Annotated in this window: 26 protein-coding genes; 13 read left to right on the top strand and 13 right to left on the bottom strand. The window is 72.7% G+C overall.

Annotation, left to right across the window (positions count from 1 at the left end; translation table 11 throughout):
* Positions 1 to 420: 420 nt before the first annotated feature.
* Positions 421 to 789 carry a hypothetical protein gene (locus ACFYZL_RS30520; protein ID WP_388683411.1) on the bottom strand — a complete coding sequence of 123 codons (369 nt, stop codon included), beginning with the start codon at positions 787 to 789 and terminating at the stop codon, positions 421 to 423.
* Positions 790 to 934: 145 nt separating this feature from the next.
* On the opposite strand from ACFYZL_RS30520, the gene ACFYZL_RS30515 reads away from it, so the two are divergent.
* Together ACFYZL_RS30515 and ACFYZL_RS30510 are read left to right on the top strand one after the other, a co-directional pair.
* Positions 935 to 1069, top strand: a complete 135-nt coding sequence (locus ACFYZL_RS30515) for a hypothetical protein (RefSeq protein ID WP_388683408.1) — start codon at positions 935 to 937, stop codon at positions 1067 to 1069.
* 32 nt (positions 1070 to 1101) lie between these two features.
* On the top strand, positions 1102 to 1281 hold the full coding sequence (locus ACFYZL_RS30510) for a hypothetical protein (protein ID WP_388683406.1): 180 nt from the start codon (positions 1102 to 1104) through the stop codon (positions 1279 to 1281).
* Between the two features lie 69 nt (positions 1282 to 1350).
* Here ACFYZL_RS30510 and ACFYZL_RS30505 read toward each other — a convergent pair whose 3' ends face one another.
* The gene (locus ACFYZL_RS30505; protein WP_384753737.1) at positions 1351 to 1881 is read right to left on the bottom strand and encodes a MarR family winged helix-turn-helix transcriptional regulator; all 531 of its coding nucleotides are present in this window, start codon (positions 1879 to 1881) and stop codon (positions 1351 to 1353) included.
* A gap of 97 nt (positions 1882 to 1978) precedes the next feature.
* Between ACFYZL_RS30505 and ACFYZL_RS30500 the strand changes: the two genes are divergently transcribed.
* On the top strand, positions 1979 to 3289 hold the full coding sequence (locus tag ACFYZL_RS30500; protein ID WP_388683403.1) for an SgcJ/EcaC family oxidoreductase: 1311 nt from the start codon (positions 1979 to 1981) through the stop codon (positions 3287 to 3289).
* A gap of 113 nt (positions 3290 to 3402) precedes the next feature.
* Here the strand turns inward: ACFYZL_RS30500 and ACFYZL_RS30495 are convergent, their stop codons facing one another.
* Positions 3403 to 4260: a hypothetical protein gene (locus tag ACFYZL_RS30495; RefSeq protein WP_388683401.1), complete on the bottom strand. Its 858-nt coding sequence runs from the start codon at positions 4258 to 4260 to the stop codon at positions 3403 to 3405.
* A gap of 249 nt (positions 4261 to 4509) precedes the next feature.
* On the opposite strand from ACFYZL_RS30495, the gene ACFYZL_RS30490 reads away from it, so the two are divergent.
* Positions 4510 to 4875 carry a hypothetical protein gene (locus ACFYZL_RS30490; RefSeq protein WP_384749858.1) on the top strand — a complete coding sequence of 122 codons (366 nt, stop codon included), beginning with the start codon at positions 4510 to 4512 and terminating at the stop codon, positions 4873 to 4875.
* 274 nt (positions 4876 to 5149) lie between these two features.
* The gene (locus tag ACFYZL_RS30485; protein WP_384736194.1) at positions 5150 to 5431 is read left to right on the top strand and encodes a pyrimidine/purine nucleoside phosphorylase; all 282 of its coding nucleotides are present in this window, start codon (positions 5150 to 5152) and stop codon (positions 5429 to 5431) included.
* Positions 5432 to 5521: 90 nt separating this feature from the next.
* Here ACFYZL_RS30485 and ACFYZL_RS30480 read toward each other — a convergent pair whose 3' ends face one another.
* The gene (locus tag ACFYZL_RS30480) at positions 5522 to 6682 is read right to left on the bottom strand and encodes an FAD-dependent monooxygenase (RefSeq protein WP_384749852.1); all 1161 of its coding nucleotides are present in this window, start codon (positions 6680 to 6682) and stop codon (positions 5522 to 5524) included.
* 75 nt (positions 6683 to 6757) lie between these two features.
* Between ACFYZL_RS30480 and ACFYZL_RS30475 the strand changes: the two genes are divergently transcribed.
* Positions 6758 to 7315: a TetR/AcrR family transcriptional regulator gene (locus tag ACFYZL_RS30475; protein ID WP_388683397.1), complete on the top strand. Its 558-nt coding sequence runs from the start codon at positions 6758 to 6760 to the stop codon at positions 7313 to 7315.
* A gap of 20 nt (positions 7316 to 7335) precedes the next feature.
* On the opposite strand, the gene ACFYZL_RS30470 is transcribed toward ACFYZL_RS30475, so the two are convergent.
* Positions 7336 to 8910, bottom strand: a complete 1575-nt coding sequence (locus ACFYZL_RS30470; RefSeq protein WP_388683395.1) for a serine/threonine protein kinase — start codon at positions 8908 to 8910, stop codon at positions 7336 to 7338.
* 356 nt (positions 8911 to 9266) lie between these two features.
* On the opposite strand from ACFYZL_RS30470, the gene ACFYZL_RS30465 reads away from it, so the two are divergent.
* Both ACFYZL_RS30465 and ACFYZL_RS30460 read left to right on the top strand, forming a co-directional pair.
* Positions 9267 to 10103, top strand: a complete 837-nt coding sequence (locus tag ACFYZL_RS30465) for an SDR family oxidoreductase (protein WP_388683392.1) — start codon at positions 9267 to 9269, stop codon at positions 10101 to 10103.
* A gap of 207 nt (positions 10104 to 10310) precedes the next feature.
* Positions 10311 to 11555 (top strand): SUKH-4 family immunity protein, encoded by a 1245-nt coding sequence (locus ACFYZL_RS30460; RefSeq protein WP_388683389.1) that lies wholly within the window; start codon positions 10311 to 10313, stop codon positions 11553 to 11555.
* Positions 11556 to 11619: 64 nt separating this feature from the next.
* On the opposite strand, the gene ACFYZL_RS30455 is transcribed toward ACFYZL_RS30460, so the two are convergent.
* From ACFYZL_RS30455 to ACFYZL_RS30445, 3 genes are all read right to left on the bottom strand, one after another.
* Positions 11620 to 12504, bottom strand: a complete 885-nt coding sequence (locus ACFYZL_RS30455; RefSeq protein ID WP_384749838.1) for a hypothetical protein — start codon at positions 12502 to 12504, stop codon at positions 11620 to 11622.
* A 75-nt stretch (positions 12505 to 12579) separates the two neighbouring features.
* Complete coding sequence (locus ACFYZL_RS30450) at positions 12580 to 13011, bottom strand: hypothetical protein (protein ID WP_384595297.1); 432 nt, start codon at positions 13009 to 13011, stop codon at positions 12580 to 12582.
* Positions 13012 to 13100: 89 nt separating this feature from the next.
* Entirely contained in the window at positions 13101 to 13808 is a 708-nt protein-coding gene (locus ACFYZL_RS30445) for a helix-turn-helix transcriptional regulator (RefSeq protein WP_384749835.1), read from the bottom strand.
* A 384-nt stretch (positions 13809 to 14192) separates the two neighbouring features.
* Between ACFYZL_RS30445 and ACFYZL_RS30440 the strand changes: the two genes are divergently transcribed.
* From ACFYZL_RS30440 to ACFYZL_RS30430, 3 genes are all read left to right on the top strand, one after another.
* Positions 14193 to 14858 (top strand): deoxynucleoside kinase, encoded by a 666-nt coding sequence (locus ACFYZL_RS30440; protein ID WP_384595303.1) that lies wholly within the window; start codon positions 14193 to 14195, stop codon positions 14856 to 14858.
* A gap of 304 nt (positions 14859 to 15162) precedes the next feature.
* Positions 15163 to 16374, top strand: a complete 1212-nt coding sequence (locus tag ACFYZL_RS30435) for a 4-hydroxybenzoate 3-monooxygenase (protein WP_384749832.1) — start codon at positions 15163 to 15165, stop codon at positions 16372 to 16374.
* Between the two features lie 109 nt (positions 16375 to 16483).
* Entirely contained in the window at positions 16484 to 18298 is a 1815-nt protein-coding gene (locus ACFYZL_RS30430) for a methyltransferase (RefSeq protein WP_384749829.1), read from the top strand.
* A 148-nt stretch (positions 18299 to 18446) separates the two neighbouring features.
* Here the strand turns inward: ACFYZL_RS30430 and ACFYZL_RS30425 are convergent, their stop codons facing one another.
* From ACFYZL_RS30425 to ACFYZL_RS30415, 3 genes are all read right to left on the bottom strand, one after another.
* Entirely contained in the window at positions 18447 to 19091 is a 645-nt protein-coding gene (locus ACFYZL_RS30425) for a dihydrofolate reductase family protein (RefSeq protein WP_384749826.1), read from the bottom strand.
* A gap of 83 nt (positions 19092 to 19174) precedes the next feature.
* Complete coding sequence (locus ACFYZL_RS30420; protein ID WP_388683383.1) at positions 19175 to 20230, bottom strand: PP2C family protein-serine/threonine phosphatase; 1056 nt, start codon at positions 20228 to 20230, stop codon at positions 19175 to 19177.
* 121 nt (positions 20231 to 20351) lie between these two features.
* Complete coding sequence (locus ACFYZL_RS30415; protein ID WP_388683382.1) at positions 20352 to 21335, bottom strand: aldo/keto reductase; 984 nt, start codon at positions 21333 to 21335, stop codon at positions 20352 to 20354.
* Between the two features lie 108 nt (positions 21336 to 21443).
* Here ACFYZL_RS30415 and ACFYZL_RS30410 point away from each other — a divergent pair, with 108 nt between their 5' ends.
* Positions 21444 to 22025 carry a TetR family transcriptional regulator gene (locus tag ACFYZL_RS30410; RefSeq protein WP_384749817.1) on the top strand — a complete coding sequence of 194 codons (582 nt, stop codon included), beginning with the start codon at positions 21444 to 21446 and terminating at the stop codon, positions 22023 to 22025.
* A 128-nt stretch (positions 22026 to 22153) separates the two neighbouring features.
* Here the strand turns inward: ACFYZL_RS30410 and ACFYZL_RS30405 are convergent, their stop codons facing one another.
* On the bottom strand, positions 22154 to 23053 hold the full coding sequence (locus tag ACFYZL_RS30405) for an NAD-dependent protein deacetylase (protein ID WP_388683379.1): 900 nt from the start codon (positions 23051 to 23053) through the stop codon (positions 22154 to 22156).
* Positions 23054 to 23203: 150 nt separating this feature from the next.
* Positions 23204 to 24007, bottom strand: coding sequence for a dienelactone hydrolase family protein (locus ACFYZL_RS30400; RefSeq protein ID WP_388683376.1), 804 nt, complete (start codon positions 24005 to 24007; stop codon positions 23204 to 23206).
* Positions 24008 to 24116: 109 nt separating this feature from the next.
* Here ACFYZL_RS30400 and ACFYZL_RS30395 point away from each other — a divergent pair, with 109 nt between their 5' ends.
* Positions 24117 to 25280: a GlxA family transcriptional regulator gene (locus tag ACFYZL_RS30395; protein WP_388683374.1), complete on the top strand. Its 1164-nt coding sequence runs from the start codon at positions 24117 to 24119 to the stop codon at positions 25278 to 25280.
* Positions 25281 to 25295: the final 15 nt, after the last annotated feature.

Raw genomic sequence — 25295 nt, 5'->3', positions numbered from 1 at the left:
CAGGGCGAGGACGGAACCCGCGAGGGTCTTCTTCGAAGCGGCGATGCGGCGGATGACGGCGTTGGACACGGATTGACCTTCCGACGGGAACAAGGACGGTCGCGGCACGCCGGAGACGTGCGTGAGCCACTCACGCGAGGGAGAGGGGATCGGTGGGCGGCGGGTGAAGCACCCGTGCCGCCCGGCGACTCATCCAGTTCTACCGACGGCCCCACCCCCTGGCAACGACCCCGATTACTAGACGGCATCGCAGCACGGGCGCAACGACCCCACGGAGAAATGCCGAGAAATGGCGCCCTGCGGGACGTTCAGGGACCACTAGCCCGCCTCGTATGTGACGTGGGTCCTGTGGGGCGCCTCACCGCCGAGGGCCCCGAATGTCACCGGGTGCAACCAGCCGCACACGCGCGCGAGGTCCTACTACTTGGGGTCGTCGGTGTTCCAGGGATAGGCGAACCGGCGCGGACCGAGTCGCCACGCGATCAGCGTGGCCATCAGCTCGCGTTCACCGGTTACGTCCGCAGACGCGACGAGGACCGCCCCGATGTCGTAGTCGAAGCCGTCGATGAGCTCGGCGTCGTACTCCCGGTGCTCAATCCGGAAAGCGCGGCCCACATTGTTGTGGACCCACCCCTGTTCGTGCGCTTCGCGATCACGCAGGGTCTGTCCGGGTGTGATGTCCACGAACGCCCGGCGGCCCGCTCGTGTCGCCGGGACTTCCGCCACCAATCTCCTCCCCAGGCGGAGCGCGGTCAGCTTGTCCGTGGGCCATTCCGAGATGTCGTTCACGAGGACCCATCCTGGCTCGCCTTCGCACCAGCCGCTTGAGATTTCCCCCGAAAGCCCTGTCGATCGACAGGGCGCCACCTGACTCGACCGCCCTGTAACAGTTCTGATGGAGCGCCAGGTTCCCCTCGTTCCTTGATCACGCCCCGTGCTCCAATCCTTCGGCCTCGCCGCCCTCGCCGGCTCGCTGGGGGCCGTCGTCAAGCGCCACGACCGGCGGCACCGGAGCGCGGCGGCCATGGTGCGCCGGCACGGCGTCGCCCTGGGCCTCGCCGGCTCCTGACCTTGTGGGCGCGGGACGACAACCATCGACCCTTGTGGCGGATCTGGGCGGTCTGGGGGCCGATCGCGCTGCTCCTCCTCGCCACGATGACGGCCTCCGCCATCGCCGCGTTTCGCGGCAACGGGGAGGGTCATCCGGACGACGAGGAGTACGACGCCGCCCGGCCCGCACTCCGCCGCACGGGGCCCGCTCCGGACGTGCCGGCGGCCTGACGGGCCAGGCCCCGACCGGCCTGCCCGGACCGGGCGGTCGCTCCCGGGCACGGCCAAGCCGGGGCCCGGTCACTTCTCGGCGGGGTCCTCCGCGTGGTCGCCGAGGGTGAGGAGGACGCGGCGCAGCAGGTCGGTGAGCTGGTCGCGCTCGGCGGTGGTGAGCCCGGCGAGTTGGCGTGCCTCGCCGACGAGGTGGTGCTCGGCGAGGCGGTTCGTCAGTTCCCGGCCGGTGTCGGTGAGGGAGATCAGCACCCGGCGGCGGTGGGCGGGGTCCACGGCCCGATCGACCAGGCCCTTCTGCACGAGGTGGTCGATGCGGTTGGTGAGCGCCGCGGAGCTGACCATCGCGGCCGAGCTGAGTTCGCCGGCGCTGAGGACGTGGGGCGGGCCGGAGCGCAGCAGGGTGGCCAGGACGTCGAACTCCCAGGGTTCCACGCCGTGGACGGCCAGGTTCTCCTTGATCCCGCGCTCCAGCAGGCGCGAGGCGCGGGAGAGGCGACCGATCAGGGCCATCGGGGAGGTGTCCAGATCGGGCCGGACGGCGCGCCACTGGGCGGTGATGAAGTCGACGCCGTCACGCTGCGGCTGCTGTTCGGTCATGCCCCGAGCCTAACATCTCGACGTCGAAATGTTTGACATCGCCGATCATGGCTGCCTATAGTTTCGACATCGAAATTTTCGTCGTAGGGGGAACGTCATGAAGGTTCTGCTCACCGGTGCGACCGGATACATCGGCTCCGCGGTCACCGACCACCTCGTCGCGGCCGGGCACCAGGTCGTCGCGCTCACCCGCGGCGCGGAGCCGCGGCCCGGTCGGGGCTGGCACGCCCAGTCGGTCGGCGACACGGCCGACCCCGCCTCGCTGGCCGGTGCGGTGACCCCGGACATCGAGGCCGTGATCCACCTCGCTCCCCCGAGCGGCGACGCCGACACCGACACCGCCGTCATCGAGGCCCTCGCCGCTCCGCTGCGCGGCACCGGCCGCCCCTTCGTCTACACCAGCGGCATCTGGGTGCTCGGCGCCACCGGCGAGGCCCAGGAGGTCGACGAGGAGGCCCCGACGAACCCGATCGACATCGTCGGCTACCGCGTGCGGATCGAGCGGCAGGTCCTGGCCGAGGCCGCCGAGGGCGTGCGCGCCGTCGTCGTCCGTCCCGGCATCGTGTACGGCCGCGGCGGCGGCATCCCGGCCATCCTGGTCGACCGGGCCCGCCGGCAGGAGGTGCCCGAGTACTACGGCGAGGAGGGCGTGCGGTGGCCGATGGTCCACGTGGACGACCTGGCCGAGTTGTTCGTGGCCGCCGCGGAGCGGGCCGAGGCCGGCACCGTCTGGCACGGCGTCGGCGAGTCGGCCGTCGCCGTACGTGACCTCGCCCGGGCCGCCGGCCGGGCGGCCGGAGTGCTCGCCGCGCCGCGGGCGGTCGCGGTGGAAGCCGCGGCAGAGGTCTTCGGGCCGCAGTTCGCGGACGCGCTCGCGCTCGACCAGAGCGTCAGCGGCGCCGCCGCCCGTACCGCCCTCGGGTGGCACCCGCAGCGGCCGGGCGCGGTGGCCGAGCTGGTCTCGGGCTCGTACCGGCCGGTGGAGGTGTTCGGCGCCCCCGACGGCCCGGAGACCGACGCCGAGGTGGCCGCGATCCGGCGCCTCGTCGCCGAGGTCGAGTACGCCCAGCAGAACGAGCTCGTCGACCGCTTCCTGAGCGTCTTCCGGCGCGAGGACCCGGTGTGGACCACGGGCCACGGCAAGCGGCTGTCGGGCTTCGAGGAGATCGAGGCCTTCACCCGGAAGGTGCTGCCCGGCGCGGCGGCCGAGTCCACCGCCGTCTACGACGTCGAGCGCGTGCTGTTCCTGCGGCCCGACGTCGCCGCGGTGAACGTCCGCCAGCAGCCGGTCCACCACGACGGAGCCCGGATCGCGGGCCGGCCCGAGGGCCGCCCGTTCTACATCCTGGTCAAGGAGGACGGCATCTGGCGGGTCGGCGCCGCCCAGAACACCGTCGTGGTCGACTGAAGCCCCTCCCCTTCCCTCTCCCACACGGCCGGCTCGGGGCACATCCGCCCCGGGCCGGCGCGCCGATGCGGGCCCGCACGCGGGGACGGGCCCGCACCGGCGGTCCCCCGGCGCTACGGCCGTTCGAAGGCCTGGAGCACGCCTCCGACCGAGAAGCACAGCGCGCCGGTCAGAGTCCCCCAGTTGGCGATGTCGGCGTTGACGAGGCTTCCGGTCGCCGGCCGGGTGAACGCGGCCAGTGCCGAGACCATGAAGAGCACCGAGCCAAACTGGTTCACGGCCACGACCCACCAACCGAGGCTGCGCGAGCGGAGGCAGGGCCGGGCCCGGTGGCAGATCTCGGCGAACGCGAGGTGCCCCGAGATCAGGAACAGGACGCATCCGATCACATCGGGGGTCCAGATCAGCCGGTTGGTCTGCTGGACGCTGAGCCCCTGGTGGAAGGAGTCCAGCAGATTGACTCCGAACACGAGCGTCCCGACGAACAGGACGAACGCGCTCAGCCAGTCCAGCCGCATCGGCTCGTATCCCCACCACCTCCAGCCGGACGTGACCAGTCGGCCGCCCTCCGGGGTGTGGCGCGGTGCGTTCAGCACCTGCAGGAGCGAGGTGTACCCGCCGGTGTTGAAGAACAGGCCACCCGCGAAGTAGACGCAGGCGCTCTCGAACGCGTCGCCCGAGCCGAACTGGGCGATGGCCGCGCCGAGCGCGAAGAGCGCCCCGCCGATGACGAACGCACCCGAGGCGATGGCGTTGAGCCTACGGAGCCGGCCGAGGCCCTCGGCGTCGGCCGTCGCCGTCGCCGTCGCCGGCGCCGTACCGACCGCGCCCGCGGGACCGCGTACGGCCAGTACGCCACGCCTGCGCGCGAGCCGTGACTCCCACACCACCGTTTCCCCTTCGGGGCGGTGCCACGTGACTCGGGTGGTGAACGGTCCCGCGCCTTCGGCGCGCTGCTCAGGCTGTCCCACGGCCCGAGCCTAAAGGCGCGTGCGGTGTGCGGCGGACATTGAAACCTCGCGTTCGGGCTTGCGGGTCGAGGCCGTACCGCTTCGTACGGGCCGCTGCCCGTACGGCGGTTCCCGCCCCTCCTGTCACAAGCAGGGCACAGCCCGTGCCCATGCCCTTGCCGGGGCAGTGGAACTCGTCGACGATGCTCCACGACCCCGGCCGCCGGCACCCCATCTGCCGGGTCGGGTCATGGGAGAACAGGAGAGACAGTGACGAAGAACCACAGCCCGAGAAGGCGCCCCGCGGCGGCACTCATACCGCTGCTCGTGCTCGCCGGGCTTCTGCTCGGCGGCCCCGCGGCGACCACCGCCGCGGCCGCGCCGGCCGTACGGCAGGCTCCTGCCGCGGCGGCGCTGCCGCACAACGCCCTCGCGCTCGGTGCGGACGCCGCAACCGGCCTGCGCGCGCCGATGTCGTCCCAGGAGCGGGCCACCACCGGCGCCAAGAAGGGCAAGAAGAGCAAGAAGAAGAAGGGCGGGATCTTCGGGAAACTCGTGATCGTCCTGATCGTCGTCCTCGTCCTGCTCGTGGTCGTGTACGGGATCCGCACGGCCATGCGCCGCAGGTCCGGCTGAGTCCTCGCCGGCCGGTCACCGCCGTCGTCCTGGCCCGTCGCCCCGTCGGGCGCCGGGCAGGATGAAGGGACGTTCCGGAGAACGACCGGCGCCGGGCGATGCGGGCGATCCACGGCGACCGGTACGCGGCGGACCACGCCGAGCCGGCGCATCCGTCAGCCGACTGCCTGGCCCTCGAACAACCGATCAGCCTGTAGCCTTCCCCTCGCCGGTAACGAGGGCGCGACGAGCCGGCCTTTTGTTCCCGCTCGTTCCCCAAGAGGACGCAACGCACATGTTCAAGGTCAACGAATACTTCGACGGCACGGTCAAGTCGATCGCCTTCACCCAGGAGCAGGGCCCGGCGACCATCGGCGTCATGGCTCCCGGCGAGTACGAATTCGGCACGGACGCCCCGGAAACCATGCACGTGGTCAGCGGCGCCCTGACCGTCAAGCTCCCCGACGCGGCGGAGTGGGAGACCTTCTCCACCGGCAGCCGTTTCGAGGTCCCGGGCAACAGCAAGTTCCAGCTGAAGGTCGCGGCCGACACCGCGTACCTCTGCGAATACCGCTAGAGCGCCCGCTCGCTCCGGACCAGGGCCCCCGCCTGACGGCGGGGGCCCTTCGGCGTACGAGAGGCGGCACGCTTCGTCGGCGGGACGGCATCAGGCAGGCAGGCGCGGCGGGCTCCAGTCGTGGTGTCGCAGGATCATGCGCACGGCGGCGGAGGAGGGAGTCAGGCGCATCGCCGTGTTGCGCAGGGCGACGGGGAGGGGGTGGGTGAGGCGATGGCCCATTCGTCCGGCCTGTCGGGCGGCGCGGGCGACGGCTTGGCTGCGCGGGCGGCGCTCCGCGTCGTACCGGGCGAGCGCGGCTTCCACGGTGGGCTCGGTGGTGAGCGCGGCGGCCAGCGTGACCGCGTCCTCCAGCGCCTGGCAGGCGCCCTGCCCCAGGTTCGGGGTCATCGCGTGCGCCGCGTCGCCGAGCAACGCGATGCGGCCCACCGCGTACGAAGGCAACGGCGTGCGCAGTTCGCCCACGTCGTGGTGCAGGACGGCGTCGGGCCGGGTCGCGTCGAGCAGGGCGGGGATCGGGTCGTGCCACCTGTGGAAGCGCCGGCGCAGCTCGGCCAGTGGGTCGGCGAACCGCGTTCCCGGGGGAAGGGCGAGCACCGCGTGCCACTCGGCGCGCCCGTCGGGGAGGGCGATGTGCCCGAACTCCTCCCCGTGACCCCATGTCAGCTCGAAGTCCGTGCGCGGGTCGACGGGCTCCTCGGTGATGGCGCGCAGTACCGTCGAGCCGCTGTGGACCGGTCCGGGGTGGGAGGGAAAGAGACGGCCGCGCACCCTGCTGCCGATGCCGTCGGCCGCCACCACCAGGTCGGCGTCGAGGTCCGTGTCGCCGCAGACGACGCGTACCGTTGCCGGCCCGGTCCGTTCCACCGGGCCGGCCTCCGCTCCGGTCCGCAGCGTCCCGGCGGGCAGGGCCTGGCGAAGCAGCCGGTGCAAGGTGGCGCGGGGGATGCCCATGATGGGCGTGCCGACCGCCTTCTCCAGGGCCGCGCCGTCCATCCGGGCCAGCCAACCGCCCGCCGGCGTGCGGGTGCCGCCGGTGTACTGGCCTCGTGATGCTTCCCGTACCGCCGTGCCCACGCCGAGTTCGTCCAGGGCCCGAAGGCCGTTGGCGGCCAGCGAGATGCCCGCTCCCGCGTCGTCGAGCACCGGCGTGCGTTCGACGACCGTGACCTCCCAGCCGATGCGGCGCAGGCCGATCGCGGCGGCCAGTCCGCCGATGCCCCCTCCGATGATCACCGCTGTGCCGCCCATGGCGAAAGCCCCCACTTCTTCTACACCTGTAGAAGAATGACCTTACCCGCACTTCTACAGGTGTAGAAAGGAACCATGGCTACGGATCGGCGCACCCTGCTCGCGGACGCGGCTCTCGACGTACTCGCCGACGAAGGGATCCGCGGCCTGACGCACCGCGCGGTGGACCGGCGGGCGGGCCTGCCGCCGGGCACCACGTCGGCGTACTTCCGAACCCGGGCCGCACTGCTCACGGGACTCGTCACACGCCTGGTCCGACTCGACCAGGCGGAGCTGCACGCGACGGCCGAGCGGCTGCCACCCCTGCGCACGGCGGAGGAACTGGTGGACGGCATGGCGCTGCTGATCCGGCAGCGGCTCACCGGAGAAGGCCGGCGCCGCTCGCTGGCCCGCTACGCCTGCGCCGTCGAGAGCGTCCGCGACCCGGAACTGCGGGAGATCCTCGTACCCCGCGAGAACGCCGGCCGGGAAGCCGTGCGGTCATTCCTCTCCGGGCACGGCGTGACGGACGTCGAGGACCGTACGCACACGCTGCTGACCTGCATCGACGGTCTGGTCTTCGACCGCCTGGTGTCCGGGGGCGAGGTGCCGCGCGAGGCGCTCGAGGGCCTCGTGGCCGCCGCCCTGCGTTGACCACCGGGCCGTCCGCCCGTTCACAGCCGCCAGCGCTGGCCGGTGTGGTTGCCGCAGGGGTTGAGCGTCAGGCCGAGGTTGAGGGTCGGGTCTCCGTTCGTGTCCAGGCACAGGCCGCTCGTCGGGTTGGTGAAGCGGCCGCTGCCCGCGTCGTACGTCCATTGCTGGCCGCTGTAGTAGCCGCAGGAGTTGAGTACGACCGTGACGCCGGTGGCCGGGCTCCCGTTCGTGTCGAGACACAGGCCGCTGGGGGTGTTCGTGAGGTGCAGGTCCGTCCGGTCGTAGCGCCAGATCTGGCCGCTCCAGTTCCCGCAGGCTCGGAGCACCACGTCGAGCCCGGGTCTCTGTGGGCCGTTGGTGTCGATGCACAGTCCGCTGTGGGTGTTGGTGAGCGCGCCCGTCGACACGGAGGACGAGGCCGGCGCCGGGGGCGCCTGGGCCACCGCCGGAGCGGACGGCGCCGTCGTTTCGGCGGTGGGCGATCGAGGTGTCGCTCCAGGGCCGGTGGACCGAACGGAGGGCGTCGGTGACGACGGCGAGGACGACGACAGCGGAGTGCTCGCCGCACGGCTCGCGGGCGTGTTCCCGCCGGACTCCGTCGAGTACCCCCGGCCCGGCAACACCGCCCAGAGGATCCCGGCCGCCGAGAGCAGGAGCACCGCCGCCGCGGCGGCCACCCGTACGGTGCGCCGCTTCGGCGCGGAAACCGGCGGTGCGGGGGTCTCGGGCATCCGCCACGCGTGCGCGAGCATCGTGGTGACGGCGTCGACGTCGACCACGGTCGCGGGGTCCTCGGCACCGGTCAGTTCGGCGAGGACGCGGCCCGGGGTGGGGCGCTGCTCCGGCGATCGGCTCAGGGCCGAGGTCAGCAGCGCTCTGAGCCGGTCGGGAACACCGTCGAGATCGGGTTCGTCGTGCAGGACCCGGTAGAGCACCACCTCGATCTGTCCGGTGCCGAACGGCGGCCGTCCGGTGGTGGCGTAGGCGACGGTCAGCGCCCACGCGAACACGTCGGACGGAGGGCCGGCCTGTCCGCGCAGTTGTTCCGGCGCCATGTAGCCGACGGTTCCGACCGCGACACCGGTACGGGTCACGGCGGTCGCGTCGGTGGCCTGTGCGATGCCGAAATCGATGACCTTCGGGCCCTGGTCCGACAGCAGTACGTTGCCGGGCTTGAGGTCGCGGTGCACCAGGCCGGCCCGGTGGATCGCCGCGAGCGCCTCCGCGAGCCCGACGGCGAAACCGTGCGCCATCTCCCCGCGCAGCGGCCCGTGTTCGGTGACGTGCTCCGCCAGCGTCGGGCCCGGTACATACTCCATGACGACGTACGGACTGCTCGCCTCGACCTCGACCGTCAACACCCGCGCCGTGCAGGCGCCTTGGACGCGCGTCAACGCCGCCGCCTCGCGGCGGAACCGCGCCCGGAACTCGGGGTCCGAGGCCAGTTCTTCGCGTAACCGCTTGAGGGCGACGAGTCGACCGTCGGAACCCTGGGCGAGGTAGACGACGCCCATGCCGCCGGCGCCGAGCCGACCGACGAGCGTCAACTCGCCGATCCGCTGCGGGTCCCCCGCGCGCAGCCCACTCAAACCCACCTGGCTCCTCCTGAGACGTAGGGTGATCGCTCGTCGCGGATCCGGGGCACCGCTCCGGAGGCATGGTCCGCCCCGTCGTGATCGCCCCCTCGATCCGACCCAGGCCCAGAATGCAGCACGCCGACACCGCTGGGCACGGGTTCGTCGATGCCGACACCGAGCCGTGGCACAGGACACTTCTCGGTCCGTGCGCGCGGACCCGCCTCGTGCGCCCGTAGTGCGCCCGCACGCCCCTCCCCGGGGGGTGGCCGCGGGACGGGGTGCACCTGAACATGAACTGCCGCCGCCTGGATGGACGCGACGGCCCATCGAGGACGTCGCGAGCGTCCGCGGCAACTCGGAAACGGCGGGGGACCATGGGACGACGCTGGCTCATCACGGGATGCTCCTCCGGACTCGGTCAGGCCCTCGCCGGCGCCGCGGCCCGGGCCGGCGACGAACTGGCGGTCACCGCCCGCAAGACCGCCGATCTGGAGCAACTCGCGGCCGCCTGGCCCGGCCGCGTCGTCCCGGTCCCGCTCGAACTGCGGGACGCCTCCTCCTGCGAGGAGGCGGTGCGCACCGTGGTGGAGCGTCTCGGGGGCATCGACGTCCTCGTCAACAACGCGGGCGTCGGCCTGTTCGGCGCGGTCGAGGAGGTCTCGGACGCCGAGCTGCGCGACCAGTTGGAGACCCTGCTCGTGGGGCCCTGGCGGCTCACCCGCCTCGTCCTGCCGTTGATGCGGGCCCAGGGGCACGGCCACGTCGTCAACATCTCGTCCGTGGCGGGCCGGATGGCCTTCCCCGGTCTGGCGGCGTACGTCGCCGGGAAGCACGCCCTCGAGGGCATGAGCCAGGCCCTGGCCGCCGAGGCCGCCCCGCACGACATCCGCGTCACCGTGATCGAACCGGGCATGTTCGCCACGCGCTACGGCACGTCGTTGACCGAAGCCCGCCACCGGGTCCCCGCCTACGACGCGACCAACCGCGAGATGCTGGAGGGCACCCGCGGCATCGCGGACAATCCCGATACCGGGCGCCCCGAGGACTTCGCGGAGCGGGTCCTCGACATCGTCGCCTCGGATGCCCCCGTACCCGTACGGATCCCGGTCGGCGACGACGCGTACGGCTTCCTGGACCTGGCGGAGCAGGCGGCCCGCGCCGAACTCGCCGCTGCCCGGCTCCTCACGCAGGGGCCGCACGCGGCCCTGTGAAGGGGCACGCGGCATGGGCCTCGCCGACGGGGGAGGCGGCGAGGCCCATGCCGGAAGAGTACTTCCAAGGCCGGGCGAAGGTCTCGCGATCCACGAATTGCAAAAGTCCCGCCGACGCACCGATCCGCGGATCGAGGAACTGCTCCGGGTCGCCACCGCCCCGCACCTGGGAGGGGTGTCGGCGGCGGCGAATGGCAGCATGTGCCCATGACTCGCGACGATCTCGACCTGCTGTTCGCCTCCCCCGCCGCCCTGCTCGACGCCGGGCCCGAGGTCTTCGAGGAGTTGCCTCCCGAGGGCGGCGGTGCGGGGCGTGAGGCCTGGGCCCAGGCCGTCGCGATACTCGACGGGGCCGAGGTGTCGCGGGCGGAGTTCGCCTCGTGGCTGCACTTCGGCGCGAAGGTGCTCGGGCACGACGCCTACGCCGAACGCGTCGCCGCGGCCGAACCGGACATGCCGTGGCGCACCGTCTGGGCCTGGTGGCGGCCGGTCGGCTCGTACCGGGCCAAGCCGAACCTGAGCGGGGACGCCGACGTCGAGGTGTACGAGGCATCTGACGGCCGTCTCCTGGTGAAGGTGTGGTCGCAGTGGACGCGGGAGCGCTGGCTCGATCCGGCCACCGGCGAGCGGGTCCCCGCGCCCGCCGACGGCGAGTTCACCGAACGGCCGTACGACGCCCCGGTCGAGGGGCCCGTCCTCTTCGACCCGGACGACGACCACGGCCTCTTCCTGCCCGCCACCTGGGAGGAGCCCTCTCCCCTCGGAGGCGGTCGCGTCATGTTCTCGGAGCCGCGTGGCGTGGTGGTGCTGGAGCGGAACGCCGCGGCGGCCGACCGGTCGACGGACTCCGAGGCCGTCTCCCGGGGCGGCGACGGGCCGTGGTTCGCGGGGCCGACGGCCGCCGAGGCACCCCTGGACGCGGCCCGCATGGAGGAGGCGTTCGACGCGGACGGGATGGTGCTGCTGACGCCCGATCAGCTGCCGGTCGCGCTGACCCACGAGCCCACTCGGGAGCTGGCGGTGACGGCCGGGCTGCCGACATGGTTCGCCGCCGGGGTCGCCACCTTCACCCTGGCCTGGTCCGACGGAAAGGCGCACGCGCTGGAGCCCGGCGAGCACGGCCTGCTGCACCTGGGCACCTTCGACATGGCGTACGGCGACACCGGCCTGGTGCTCGTCCATCCCGAGACGGGCGCGGTGTCGATGATCCGCGAGGACGAGGGGCCGTTCCCCTTCGCCCGGGACACCGAGACCTTCGTGCGGCTGATGGAGGCCCAGTACCGGTTCATGAGCGCCTGCTGGGACTCGTACCCGGGCGAGGACGGCGAGCGGGACTTCCTGCGCGAGGTCGCCGCCCTCGAACCGCTCTCGGTGGACGAGGATTCGCCCGCGGGGGACGCGTGGGGGCACCTCTTCGCGGCCGTCGTCGAACTCAGCCCGTGGGGGTTCTGACGCCGGAGGCCGACGCCCGGGGATCCGGCCCCGCTGTCGGGGCCGGAGCGGCGGGCCGCGGGTGTCAGATTTCGAGCGCTCCGGGGAACGGTCCGTGCCCCACGCCGGGTGCGGTGACGGCCAGCCAGCCGTGGCCGCTCATCGGGGTGTCCTCGTCGATCTCCTCCGGATCGATGCTCAGCTTGTCCGCCGCGCAGTTGGCGCTCGTCTCGCACGAGGCGTTGGGCTCGTACAGGCCGGGTTCCCAATGCTCGTCGTCCGTCTGGGGCGTCTCCCAGGGCATCGGCTCGCCCGTCCAGGCCGGCTCGCGGTAGGTCTGGTACGAGCGGATCACCCGGCCCTGCCTGGCGATCGCCCAGCCGTGCTCGTCGTCGTAGGCGTCGCGGAAGTAGAAGTGGGCCTCTCCGCAGTGCGCGCTGACCCGGGCCACCGTCTCCTCCGCGGTCTTGAACACCACGACGCCGAACACCATCCGCCACCCCGCGAACTCGGGGGTGACGAAGGCCCGGTGGACGGTCAGCTCCTCGCCGTCGGGGCCGGTCGTCACCGCCGTGTCGTGCAGCACGCCGGACATGCCCATCGCCATGGTCGCGGGGATGCGGTCGTGCAGCCCCAGGGCCTCGAAGACTCCCTCGTAGCCGGCGGCCGGCACCGCGATCCACATGAACGGGCAGTGGTGGTCCAGCGGTCGGTCGTCCAGCAGCTTGATCCGTACGAGGCGTTCCAGGGCCAGCCGGTCGCGGTCGTCCAGTTCGTCCCCGGCACCGATCATCGCCAGCGCGTGCAGTGCGTGGCGGCGCAGGGTGCCCGGCCCGTCGCGGCGTATCTCCAGCAGGCCGGCGACCCCTTCGGATCCGAGCGCCTTCAGGTCCTTTTCGGCCTGCCACAAGGCCTCTTGACGGGCGATCTGAGACAGAAGTGGCTCAAGGGTCTGGTTCTGCGTGCTCATGACGCCGACCCTAGAACATGCGCACCACCCCGCGGCGGGTGGCGGGCCGCGGGAGGTGCGCGGGGTCCGTGCCGGTCAGGCGGCGAAGCGGCGGTTGCCGGTGAGCGACCAGACGGCGGAGATCCTGCCGTCCGTGACGGCGAACATGTCGATGCCGCTCTTGACGACGACGTCGCCGCCGTCGTCGGCGTTGCTCTCGCTCCACCGGCAGGCGATCTCGCCGCGTTCGGAGTCGACGAGCGGCGGGGCGTCGGCGGAGAACGTCACGCCGGTGAGGGCATGGCTGTTGACCGCGATGAATGCCGTCAGTTCCTCCTGGCCGAAGGTGGCGGCGGAGCCGGAGCCGCCGAAGTCGTCCGCGAAGTAGAGCCGGAAGCCTGGGGCGAGGATCTGCTCGGCGAGGTCGACGTCTCCGTTCCAGAGCGCCGCCCAGCCCTCCACCAGCCGGGTGCCGGCCTCCCGGGTCAGCGGTGCGGAGTCGGTGGCGGGGGTCGTCGTGACAGACATGGGTGCCTTCCGTGGTCGGTTCCTGGTCACCCAGCCTCTGGGCCGTGGGCGACAACCCCCTGTCGGTGTTTAGCCCGCTCGGCGGCGGCTCAAGCCAAACCCCAGAGTTCGTCGAGTGCGACGAACTCCCTCCCGGGGGTGTCGAGTTCGGAAAGGTCCACGGGGCGCGGGTCCACCGTCTCCTCCAGGGCCCGCGCCTCCCGGATGCGATCGAGTCGGAAGCCGTGCACGGCGGAGCGCAGCCGGCACCAGCCGATGAGGTGCCAGTGTTCGCCCCCGAGGAAGCCGAGGGGTTCGACGACGCCGTCGCAGGCCTCTCCCCGGGCGTCGGCGTAGTGCAGGTGCAGCAGCCGTCCCGTCGACAGCGCCTCGCGCAGGGTGTGCGGGACCGCGGACGGCGGGGCGGGCTCCGCGGGGACCCGGATTCGGCCGGCGAGCTCGCGCGCGGCCTGGCGGTCCCGCTGCGGCATGACGGCGAGCACCTTGTGGAGTGCCGAGCGGGCGTCCTCGGCGAAGGGTGAACCGGACAGCCCGCGCAGGGCCACGGCCAGTGCCGCGGCCTCGGGTGCGGTGATCGTCAGGGGCGGCAGGGTGTGGTCCTTGTCCACCACGTACCCGCCGCTGCGGCCCGGCTCGGCGTAGAGCGGCACTCCGGACTGCTGGAGCGCGCCGAGGTCGCGCTCGATGGTGCGGGTGCTGACACCGAAGCGCTCGGCGAGCCACCGGGCGCTGCGCGGCCGGGGCGAGACCGCGCGTAACTCCTCCACCAGGGCGTACAGACGCTCGGTACGGTTCACAGCCAAGGACCGTAGCCGATGCCCCGGGACTCACGACAGCGGCCCGGTCAAGGGGCGACGGCCGTGGACGGCCGCGATCGGGTCGCCGGTGCCCGGTCAGACGCGCGGTGAATCGTCATTTAAGATTCAGGGCGGCCGCGGAGCTGCGGATTGTCGCCTTGCGCGGCGACCGCGCACCGGTCGGGCCGGCCGGTCGGGGAGACCGACCAGGACCGCGGTCGGGGCCCCAGCCGGGACCCGTGTCGGGCCCCGGTCCGGATGGGGACCACATCAAGCTGATCATGAAGATCCGGGGAGTCACGTGACCACCGGCGTGCGTCTCAGGGGTGTGGGGCGCCGGGCACACCCGCCCACGAACAGAAGACTCCCAGGGAGAAGTGAGGTATGCCAGTGATCTGCGTCGGAGGCATGATCGGAATCGGCAAGACGAGCGTGGCCGAACTCCTCGCCAAGGAGCTGGGCAGCGACGTCTTCTACGAGAGCGTGGACGACAACCCGATCCTTCCGCTCTTCTACACGTCGAGCCCCGAGGAGATCCAGGCGAGGCGCTACCCCTTCCTGCTCCAGCTGTACTTCCTCCAGACGCGGTTCGCCGCGATCAAGGAGGCCTACAAGCAGGACGACAACGTCCTCGACCGGTCCATCTACGAGGACTGGTACTTCGCCAAGGTCAACCACGACCTGGGGCGGATCAGCTCCCTCGAGATGCAGGTGTACGAGGGGCTCCTGGGCGAGATGATGCGCGAGATCGACGGCCTGCCGTACCGCAAGGCTCCCGACCTCATGGTCTACCTCAAGGCGGACTTCGAGACGGTGATGCACCGCATCGGGCTGCGGGGCCGCGATTTCGAGCAGGACGAGAGCCTCGTCGAGTACTACCGGACGCTGTGGTCCGGCTACGACGACTGGGTGCACAAGCACTACTCGGCCAGCGAGGTCTTCATCGTCGACATGAACAACACGGACGTGGTGAACAACCCCGAGGACGCGGCCCGTGTGGCGCGGGACGTCAAGGAAGCACTGGCGGCGGCGGTCGCACGCCGGGGCTGAGAGGCGCGCCTGGCCACACTCCACCGATGTGACGCACAGCACGCACGCCGTACGGACGGCGGCCCGAATCGGGCGATTCCGATGATCACGCCCCCGCCGGACCCGATCCGGCGGGGGCGTCGCCGTTCGGCGCGGACCTCTGGCGGAAAACCCCTCGTGGCACCCACGGGCAGTGGCACCGCCACTCCCGTAAGCCTCTCAAGTCCCAACCGACCCCTAAAACCTCAGCAACCCCATCCGTCACTGTGGCATTCGGGTTATTTTCGTCAATCCACGATGTTTTCAGTGCCTATGATCCACCTTCATGACAGCAAGTCAGAAGGCCCTGAGGGCCCAGGACTCGGCCGATGTCGTCATCCTCGGAGCCGGGCCCGCGGGGCTGGTACTCGGAAACCTCTTACTCTCGGCCGGCATCGACTGCGTGATCCTGGAGCGCGCCGCCCGTGAGCACGTGCAGACCCGGGCACGGGCCGGCTACCTCGCCGAGCGGACCGTGCGGATCCTGGACCGGCACGGTCTGGCCGAGGGGCTGCGCCGGCGGGGACAGGAGCACCGTGTCTGCGAGTTCCGCACCGTGCGCGAGAGCTTCCGACTGGACTACGGGCTCCTCGGCAGGGGCGAGCAGCACACCGTCTACCCCCAGCACGAGCTGGTCACCGACCTGCTCGCGCGGTACCTGGCCGGCGGCGGCCGGATCCTGTTCGAGGCCGAGGCACTGGCCGTGCTCGACGCCGACGGGCCGCGGCCCTCGGTCGACGTGCGCGACGCCGACGGCCGCCCGGTCCGGTGGCGGGCCCGGTACGTCGCCGGGTGCGACGGCCGCCACGGCGCGGCCCGGCGCTCGCTCCCGGCCGGAACGATCCGCCACCACCGCGACCACGGGGTGACCTGGCTGGGGCTCCTGGCGCAGGCACCGCCGAGCCTCGATGCCGTGGGTTACGCGATCCACCCGCGCGGCTTCGCCGGGCACATGGCCCGCTCCCCCGAGATCACCCGCTACTACCTCCAGGTCGCACGCGGGACCGCGGCCGACGAGTGGTCCGAGGACCGGATCTGGGAGGAGCTCGCGCTGCGCCTCGGGGCGGCCGACCACGGCCCGCTCACGCGTGGCCCGATCGCCCACCGCACCGTCGTCGACCTGGAGTCCGACGTACTGGAGCCGCTGCGGCACGGCTCGCTCTTCCTCGTCGGTGACGCCGCGAGCCTGATCAGCCCGTCCGCCGCGAAGGGCGCGAACCTCGCCGTGCTGGAGGCGGAGATCCTCGCCCACGCCTTCACCGCCGCCCTCCTGCACTCCGACCCCACCCCGCTCGACCGCTACTCCGAGCGGTGCCTGGCCTACATCTGGCGTGCGCAGGAGTTCTCGCACTGGATGATCCGGCTGCTGCACGCGGACCCGGAGGGCGCGGGCGGCGATCCGCTGTTCGCGGACCGGCTGCGCCACTCCCGCATCGAGGCGCTGCGCACCTCGCGCACCCAACAGGACTGGTTCGCGGAGAACTACGTCGGCCTCTGAGGCGCCGCCTCACCGCTCCCCCGGTTTCCCAGGCGCTTCGTGCTGCCCGGAAGCCGGTCGCCCCCACGCCCGAGCACCGAAACGGACCGGAACCAAGGATGTCCTCCCCATGACGACACCGACCGCAGCACCCACGGCACCCACGGCACCCGCAGGACCCGCCTCCTCCGGAATCCCCACCACCGCGCACGCCCCCGACGACGCCGACCGGCTCGGCGCCGCGGTCGACTTCGTCCGGAACCAGGACACCGCCACCCTGCTCCGCCTCCTGCTGCCCGGGCTCGACGGCCTGGAGTTGCGGGCGCTGGCCGACCGCTGCCGCTTCGCGCACGCCGCGCTGCTCGTCTTCCCGGCAGACGGAACGTCCCTGCGGCGGCAGTTCACCGCCTGCGGACTCGACCCCGAAGCGGTGGCGCAGCCGAGCGTCGTCGTACGGGAGCGGCTGGCCCTGCGGCATCGGCGCGATGCGGCGACGCTGGACGTAAGGATTCTGCGGCCCGAGGTGCACTGCGCCGACGGCGAGCGCCGGGTGGTCGAGGTGTTCACGCTGTCCCTCCCGCCCGGCTCGGACCTCGGGGAGGTCGCCGCGCACGAGCGTGCCCGGGACCACGAGGCGCACATCGCGTTCGAGGTCGAGCAGCCCGACCCGCTGGTGCTGCGCGGCCTGTGCGAGACCTTCGCGCAGCACGGCGCGGTCGCCGACGGCGGCGGCTACAACCCGCACGAGGACGGCACGGTGTTCTACTTCACCGCGCCCGCCGACTCGAAGGCCGGCTACCGGCGCGTCGAGCTCTACGCGAGCGGCGACCACCGCGGCGTGCTCACCCCCCACCTCGCCGACTACCAGGCGCGCCGGCCGGCGGAAACGCTCCTGCGGCTGATGACGGGCGCGTGGACGACCCAGGCCCTCGCGGCGTGCGCGCAGTTGCGGCTGCCCGAGGCCATGGACGCCGGGAACGACGGCGGCCCCCGTGCCGCCGTCGGCGTGGACGTACTGGCCCGGGCCGTGGACGCCGACCCGGAGAACCTCGCCACCCTGCTGCGCTACCTCGCCATGCTGGGCGTGGTCGTGGCGGAGCCGGACGGCTTCCGCCTCACGCAGCTCGGGGCGCTGCTGCACGCCGACTCCCCCGGGTCGATGCGGTCGCTGGCGCTGATGTACGGCGGTGCCTTCTACCAGTCGTTCGCACTGCTGGCGAGTGCCGTGCGCACGGGGCAGACCGGCTTCGAGCAGCTCTTCGGCGAGAACCACTTCGACTACTTCGCGCGTCAGCCCGCGCTCGCCGAGCGCTTCGACCAGTCCATGGCCGCGAGCGCGCGCATGTTCGATCCGCTCCCCACGCACCCGGTCATCGCCGAGGCCGACTCCGCGCCCGAGCGGCGGACGGTCGTCGACGTCGCGGGCGGTACGGGGGAACTGCTCGGCCGGATCCTGTCCGCGCGCCCCGCCCTGCACGGCGTGCTGCTCGAACGCCCGCACGTCGTCGAGGCGGCCCGGCGGCACCTCGACACGGTCGGCGTCGGCGCCCGCTGCACCTACCGGGTGGGCGACTTCGCCGACGTCCCCGCGGGCGGGGACGTGTACGTACTGTCCCGTGTGCTGCACGACTGGGACGACGACCGCTGCCTGGAGATCCTGCGCGACTGTGCCCGCGCGATGCCGGCCCACGCCGACCTGCTCGTCGTGGAGCGGCTGCTGCCGTCGGATGGTTCGCCGTCGCTGGCGACGGCCTGGGACCTCCACATGATGTGCAACGTCGGAGGTCGCGAGCGCCGGGCCGACCACTACGCGGCCCTGCTGGACGGGGCCGGGCTCCGGCTGATCGGCCATTCCCCGCTGCCGCTGGGCGCGAGCGTCCTGCACGCCCGCAAGGCGCCGGCGGTGGCCGGCGCCCGCCTTTCTCAGCCTTCGCGCCAGGGCTGAGCAGCGGACCGGCACGTCCGCTCCCCCGGCTCGTGGCGCCGTGGGGAGTGGACGTGCGTGCGCGGGGCGCGGGCCCGACACGTCTCGTGCCGGGCCGGGCCGGGCCGGTCCCGTATCCGTTCCCGGACCGGCCGGGTCCGGGGTGGCGTCAGGCGTTGTCGCCGAGGCCGCGATCGGGGGCGCTCATGTCGCCGGTGGCGGGGACGCCGTCGGCGAGGCCGTAGCGCAGGTAGACGGTGCCCTTGGGGCTGGTCGCCGGAGGTGCGAGGAGCGTGAGGTTGGTGGGCACCGCGCCCTCGTCGAAGACCTTCTTCCCGACGCCGAGCACGATCGGGTGCACCCAGAGGTCGAGCCGGTCGAAGAGCTTCTCTCGCAGGAGGCTCTGCACGAGGTCCAGGCTGCCGACGACCTTCACGTTCTCGTGGCGGTCGCGGATCTCGCGGACCGCGCCGGCCAGGTCCGGGCCGAGCTGTGCGGATCCGGCCCAGGAGAGGTGGGGCCGGCCACGGGAGGCCACGTACTTCGGGACGCTGTTGAAGAGCTCGGCGATCTCGTTGTCCTCGCCGCCCTTCTGATGGGGCCAGTAGCCGGCGAAGATGTCGTACGTGCGCCGGCCGAGCAGGAGCGCGTCCGTGCCTTCGTACGCGGCTCCGATCTGGGCCCCGGTGACCTCCTCCAGCAGGGGAGCCTGCCAGCCGCCGAACGGGAAGCCCGCCGGGTCCTCGTCCGGGCCGCCGGGTGCCTGCCCGACGAGGTCGAGGGTCGCGAACATCTCGATGTGGATGAGTCCCATGGCTTGCTCCCGATGAGTCGGTTGTCTCCGTCAAGGGATGGACCGGCGGGAGTGCCGGAACTCATCGGCTCCCCGGACGTCGATCACCGGGATTCCGCGTCCCCCGGTCCGTTCAGCCGTACGGCGAGGGCCGCGATGTCGTCGTCGAGGCGTCCCTTGCTGTAGTGCAGGAGGTCGCGGTGGAGGTCGGCAAGCAGTTCGCGGGGCGGAGAGGGCGACTGCCTGCCCATCCAGTCCGTCAGGGGGAAGAACTCGCCGTCGCGGGCGCGGGCCTCGGCGATCCCGTCGGTGTAGAGGAGGAGCAGGTCACCGGGGGCGACGTCGAAGGTGTCCACGCTGTAGTGGTCGCCGATCAGCTCCGCGAGACTGAGCAGCGGAGAGGGAGTGGCGGTCTCCAGCACACGGAGTTCCCCTCCGCCCAGCAGCAGTGGCGGAGGGTGCCCGCAGTTGAGGATGCCGATCCGCCCGCCCTCGTGCGGGATCTCCACCAGGAGTGCGGTGGCGAACCGCTCGGTTGGCCCCTCCGGGGGAAAGGCGGCGTTGTAGCGGGTGCTGCTGACGTCCAACCTGCGGGCGATGTCGACCATGTCCGGCTCGTCGTAGGCCGCCTCCCGGAAGGCGTTGACGATGGCCGCGGCCGCCCCCACCGCGGGCAGCCCCTTGCCCCGTACGTCGCCGATGAGCAGCCGGACCCCGTACGGCGTGTCGACGACCTCGTAGAAGTCCCCGCCGATGCGGGCCTCCGCCGCGGCGGCGAGGTACAGCGCCTCGATCTCGATGCCGCCGAAGCGGCGGGGCATGGGGCTCAGCACCACCTGCTGCGCGGCGTCGGCGACGAGCCTGACCTGGAAGAGGGTGCGCTCCCGCTGGAGGCGGAGGTGGCTCCCGTACGCGGCGGCCACGGTGACCGCGATGATCCCTGCGGCCGTCCACCAGGTCCCCAGGTCCGGGAAGACGAGGCTGAGCCCGATCATCAGGAAGAGGCAGACCGTGCCGAGCAGGACGGTGGGGAGTACCGGCCACATGGCGGCGGCGAGGGCCGGTGCCGCGGGCAGGAGGCGGCTGAAGGCCATGTCCGGCGGAGTGTTGTAGGCCAGGGCGGCGATGACGACGGTCAGGATGACCGGCGACAGCCGCACAAGTCTTCCCGGGCCGGGGCGCCGGCGGAGCCGCGGCCGTCCGGACTCGATCACACTTCACAGAATATCGACATACAAGGGGCATAGCGCTCTGACCCGTGAGCGCCGGGGGTGCCGGGGGTCAGCCGTTCAGCGACTTCATGAGCTCCGGGGCGTAGCGGTCCCCGGAGGCCACGCCGTAGGGGGCGACGGCCTCGATGGAGTCGAGGTCGGCGTCGGTGAGGGTGACGGCGGTCGCGGCGACGTTCTCCTCCAGGTAGCGGCGGCGCTTGGTCCCGGGGATGGGAACGGCGCCCATGCGCAGGGTCCAGGCCAGTGCGAGCTGCGACGGGGTGACGCCCTTCTCCTCGGCGAGGTGGCGGACGCGTTCCACGACGGCCAGGTTGCGGTCGAAGTTCTCGCCCTGGAAGCGGGGGTCCGTACGCCGGAAGTCGTCGGCGGCGAAGTCGTCCGGGCTGGTCACGGCGCCGGAGAGGAAGCCGCGGCCGAGCGGCGAGTAGGCCACGAGGCCGATCCCGAGCTCGCGGAGCGTGTCCAGGACGCCGTCGTGCTCGATGCCGCGCTCGAAGAGGCTGTATTCGGTCTGTACGGCGGTCAGCGGGTGCACGACGTGCGCGCGGGCGATCGTGGCCGCGGAAGCCTCGCTGATGCCGATGTAACCGACCTTGCCCGCGGCGACCAGCTCGGCCATGGCGCCGACGCTCTCCTCGATGGGCACGTTGGGGTCGACCCGGTGGAGGTAGTACAGGTCGATGTGATCGGTGCCGAGGTGGCGCAGGGAGCGGTCCGCGGCCCGGCGGATGTACTCCGGGGTGCCGTTGAAACCACGCGGGGTGCCGTCGTCGGTGAACTCGACGCCGGTCTTGGTGGCGACGACCGCCGCGTCGCGGCGGCCGGCGAGGGCCTTGCCGAGGAGCTGTTCGTTGACGAAGGGGCCGTAGCCCTCGGCGGTGTCGAGCAGGGTCACACCCAGCTCCAGGGCGCGGTCGATGGTGGCGAGGGCCTCGGTCTCGTCGGTGGCTCCGTAGAAGGCGCTCATGCCCATCAGGCCGAGGCCTTCCGCTCCGACGTTCAGGCCCTGCGTACCGAGTGCGCGGATCTCCATGGTGTTCTCCTCAGGGAGCGGGGTAAGTAACTAACTGGATAGTTTGAGAATGACGCACCCGGTGCCGAGATGTCAATAACCAGATAGTTACTTGCTAGGCTTCCGGTCATGGCACGGGATTCCAGCGCAACGAAGGCACGACTGCTGGACGCGGCGTTCGCCGAGTTCGCCGCGTACGGCATCGCCGGGGCGCGCGTCGACCGCATCGCGGTCGCCGCCCAGGCGAACAAGCGGCTCATTTACGTCTATTACGGTAACAAGGAGCAGCTGTTCGACGCGGTTCTCCAGCGCGCCCTGGAGACCGGTTCGGAGTCGGTGCCCTTCGACGCGGAGGACCTGCCCCGGTACGTGGGCGCCGTCTTCGACCACCTCGTGGCCCGGCCCGACCTGATGCGGCTGGTGCAGTGGAAGCAGCTGGAGCGGCCCGGCAGCGCCGACACCGAAGCGGAGTCCTACCGGGTGAAGATCGCCGCGGTGGAGCGGGCGCAGCGGGCGGGGCTGATCGACCCGGCACTGGATCCGGCGGACCTCCTCACGCTGGTCATGGGCCTGGCCCAGGCCTGGACCGGAGCTCCGGGCGGCCCCGCCGCCGGCGTCCCCGAGACCGCCTGGCCTGCGGAGCGGCTGGCCCGGCACCGCGAGACCGTGGTCGAGTCCGTACGACGCCTGATCCGCCCGGCGGGGGCGTAGGGCCTGTCGTCAAACTCCCGTCTGCCCCGCGCGACGACAGGAGTTTGACGACAGGCCCTAGGCCCGTCCCTTCCGGACCGTGCCCGCCCCGTGACGCCCGACAGGATCCGGAAGGCCCCGGTGCCCGGTCAGGCCGTCGCCGGGGGGTCGACGGGGATGCCCAGTCGGTCGGCCACCGCCGTGAGGGCGTTGCCGAGGGGGAGCTCCACCCGGGTGAGCGCGTGCCGGTCGCCCCGGGTCGCGTCGCGGTTGACGATCAGCACCGGCTTCCCGGCGTCCGCCGCCAGACGGACGAACCGCAGGCCGGACATCACCGTCAGCGAGGAGCCCAGGATCAGCAGCGAGGCCGCCGCTCCGACCAGCTCGCGGCAGTGGTCGACGCGGGCCCGCGGAACGTTCTCGCCGAAGAACACCACGTCCGGTTTGAGGATGCCCCCGCACCGGGAGCACGGCACGACACGGAAGTCCCCGACCTGTGCGTCGGTGAGGTCGGCGTCGCCGTCCGGGTTGAGGGCGGAGGCCACCGGTTCGAACCCCGCGTTGGCCTCCTCCAGCCGCAGGGCGAGGTCGCGGCGCGGGCTGAAGGCCCGGCAGGAGAGGCAGACGACCCGGTCCAGGCCCCCGTGGAGTTCCACCACGCCCTCGCTGCCCGCGGCCTGGTGCAGGCCGTCGACGTTCTGGGTGATCACGCCCGAGAGCAGGCCGTGCCGTCCGAACGCCGCCACGGCCAAGTGCCCGGCATTGGGCCTGGCACGGCCGAAGGTGCGCCAGCCGAGGTGGCTGCGCGCCCAGTACCAGCGCCGGGCCTGGGCGCTGCCGGTGAAGTCCTGGTAGGTCATCGGGGTGTGGCGGCTGAGGCTCCCGCCCTCCCCGCGGTAGTCGGGGATCCCCGACTCGGTGGAGATGCCGGCCCCGCTGAGCACCAGCACACCGCCGCCGTCGAGGGCCTCGACCACCGGCTCCAGGTCGGTGGTGCCCGGCGGCAGGCCGTCCGGCGGGGTCCAGCTCAGAGTGGGACGCACGCGCATGCCGCCCAGGGTACGGAACCGATACCGCGCACGCCCAGGCCCGGCCTGGGCGACCGGCCCGGCCGGGCCCATGCGCCGCGGACGGGCGGCGCCCCGCGAAGCATCGGCGCGCCGAGCAGGGCGTGGAAGCGGGCGCCGACCGAGACGGGCTCAGCCGTGCAGGCGCGCGGCGAGGAAGGCGAGGATGTCGTCGCGGGCCCGCATCGTGGGGTGGCCCGCCTCGTCGACGAGGTGGGCGGTGACGACGCTGTGCGGGGTGCCGACCAGGTCGGCGAAGAACGGCGGCGGGGCGGGGTTGGCGGCGCCGTCGGGGAGGACCCGCCCGTCGAAGGCGTCACCGAGCAGGGCGCGGTAGGCGGCGAAGCGCTGCCCCGTGCACCAGCGGTCGCCCTCGAAGCGGTGGGCGAGGACGGTGAGGCCGTCGCGGTGCAGTCGGTCGCGCACCGCGAGGGCGTCCGCCTCGTCGAGTTCGAGGCCGCCCGGGTCGTCGAGCGGCAGCGACGGATGGTTGACCACCGGCGCGAGCACCGCGGGCTCCAGGGCCATGGTGAGGGCGAAGTTGCCGGTGAAGCACAGGCCGATCGCGCCCACTCCCGGCCCGCCGCACTCGGCGTGGGCCCGGCGCGCCAGGCCGCGCAGCCAGAGCGTCACCGGGCTGGTTCCGCCGCCGGCGAAGGCGCGGAACTCCGCGCTGACACAGGCCCTGCGGAGGACCTCCCGGCCGCCCTCGACCGTGGGGAAGGCGCCGTCGGTGCCGAACAGGGAGGGCACGTGGACGGTGAACCCCGCGTCGCGCACCCAGCGCGCCAGCCTCAGCACGTCGGGGCTGATGCCCGGCATCTCGGGCAGCACCACGACCGCCGGCCCGGCGCCGGCCACGTACACCGTCTTCTCCACCCCCTCCACGGCCACGCTGCGGGGACGGAAGTCGTTGATCGGATCGTCGTCGCTCATGGGGCCAGCCTGGACCCGGGACCGGCTGGCGGGTGAGGGGCGGGATCGCCTGAGCCAGGGGTAATCTCGCCACGCGTGGAGACGGCGGGCGACACCGGGGGGCGGGGCGATGACGGAGGGGACGGCGCGGCAGCGGGAGGACGCCGGGTGGCCGGGCGACGACGGACCGGGCGGCGGACCGGGCGGAGCCGGCGGCGCGGCGCGCAAGTCGGGGGCCAGGGCGGACAGGCCGGGCGACGGGGCGGGCGGGCCGGGAGACGGGCCGGGCGGGCCGGAGGCGCTGCGGGTCGGGGTCCTCGCGTATCCGGGCTGCTTCGCGTCCGAAGTGTTCGGCGTCCCGGACCTGTTGACGATGGCCGGGCACGTGGCCGGCCCGGACGCGCCCGGCTACCGGGTGTCGGTCGTCTCGCCCCGCCGCCGGGTCACCGCCTCGGGCGGGGCGGCACTGGACGTACGCCCCTTGCGCGAGGTCGACGTCCTCGTGGTGCCCGGCTTCGAACCGGACCCGGGCACGGACCTCGGCCCGCGCCTCTCCCGCCTCTCCCCCGAGATCTCCGCGATCCGGGCGCAGGCCGCCGCCGGAACCGCCGTCGTCTCCCTCTGCGTCGGCGCGTTCCTGCTCGCCGAGGCCGGGCTCCTCGACGGGCGCCGCGCGACCACCTCCTGGCTGTACGCCGACGAACTGGCCAGGCGTTGCCCGGGGGCCGACGTACGGCCCGAGCACCTGGTCGTCACCGACTCGGGGGTGACGACCACGGCCGCCTTCAGCGCCATGTACGACTTCGCGCTGGACCTGATCCGCCGGCACAACGGGGCGCGGGTCGCCCGGACCACCGCCCGGGTGGCACTCGTCGACGACGCGCGGGCCTCCCAGACCCCGTACGTCGACCCGCGCCTGCTCCCGCAGCCCGGCCGGGAGTTCTCCCGGCGGGTCATGCGGCGGCTCGACCAGAACCTCGCCGAGCCGTACGACCTCGCCGCGCTCGCGGAGGCCTTCCGGGTCAGCACCCGCACGCTGCTGCGCCGCTTCGCGGAGGAGACCGGGAGCAGCCCGCTGGCGCACCTGCAGGCCGCCCGGGTCCGCCGGGCCCGCCACCTCCTGGAGACCACCGACCGCACCGTCGCGGCGGTCGCCTCGGCCGTCGGCTATCGCGATCCGGGGACGTTCGCCGCCCTCTTCGCCCGCCACACGGGCCTGCGTCCGAGCGCCCATCGGGCCGCCTTCCGCCGCACGGACCGGTCCGGCCCGGGCGTCACGGGCGTACGGGCCTGAGGAACGGCAGTGGTG

Origin of the sequence: Streptomyces sp. NPDC001717 (genome assembly GCF_042892775.1) — a bacterium.
In the GTDB taxonomy this organism is placed as follows: domain Bacteria; phylum Actinomycetota; class Actinomycetes; order Streptomycetales; family Streptomycetaceae; genus Streptomyces.
The sequence above is the reverse complement of the archived record's forward strand: the minus strand, read 5'-3'. Positions and strand labels throughout refer to the sequence as shown.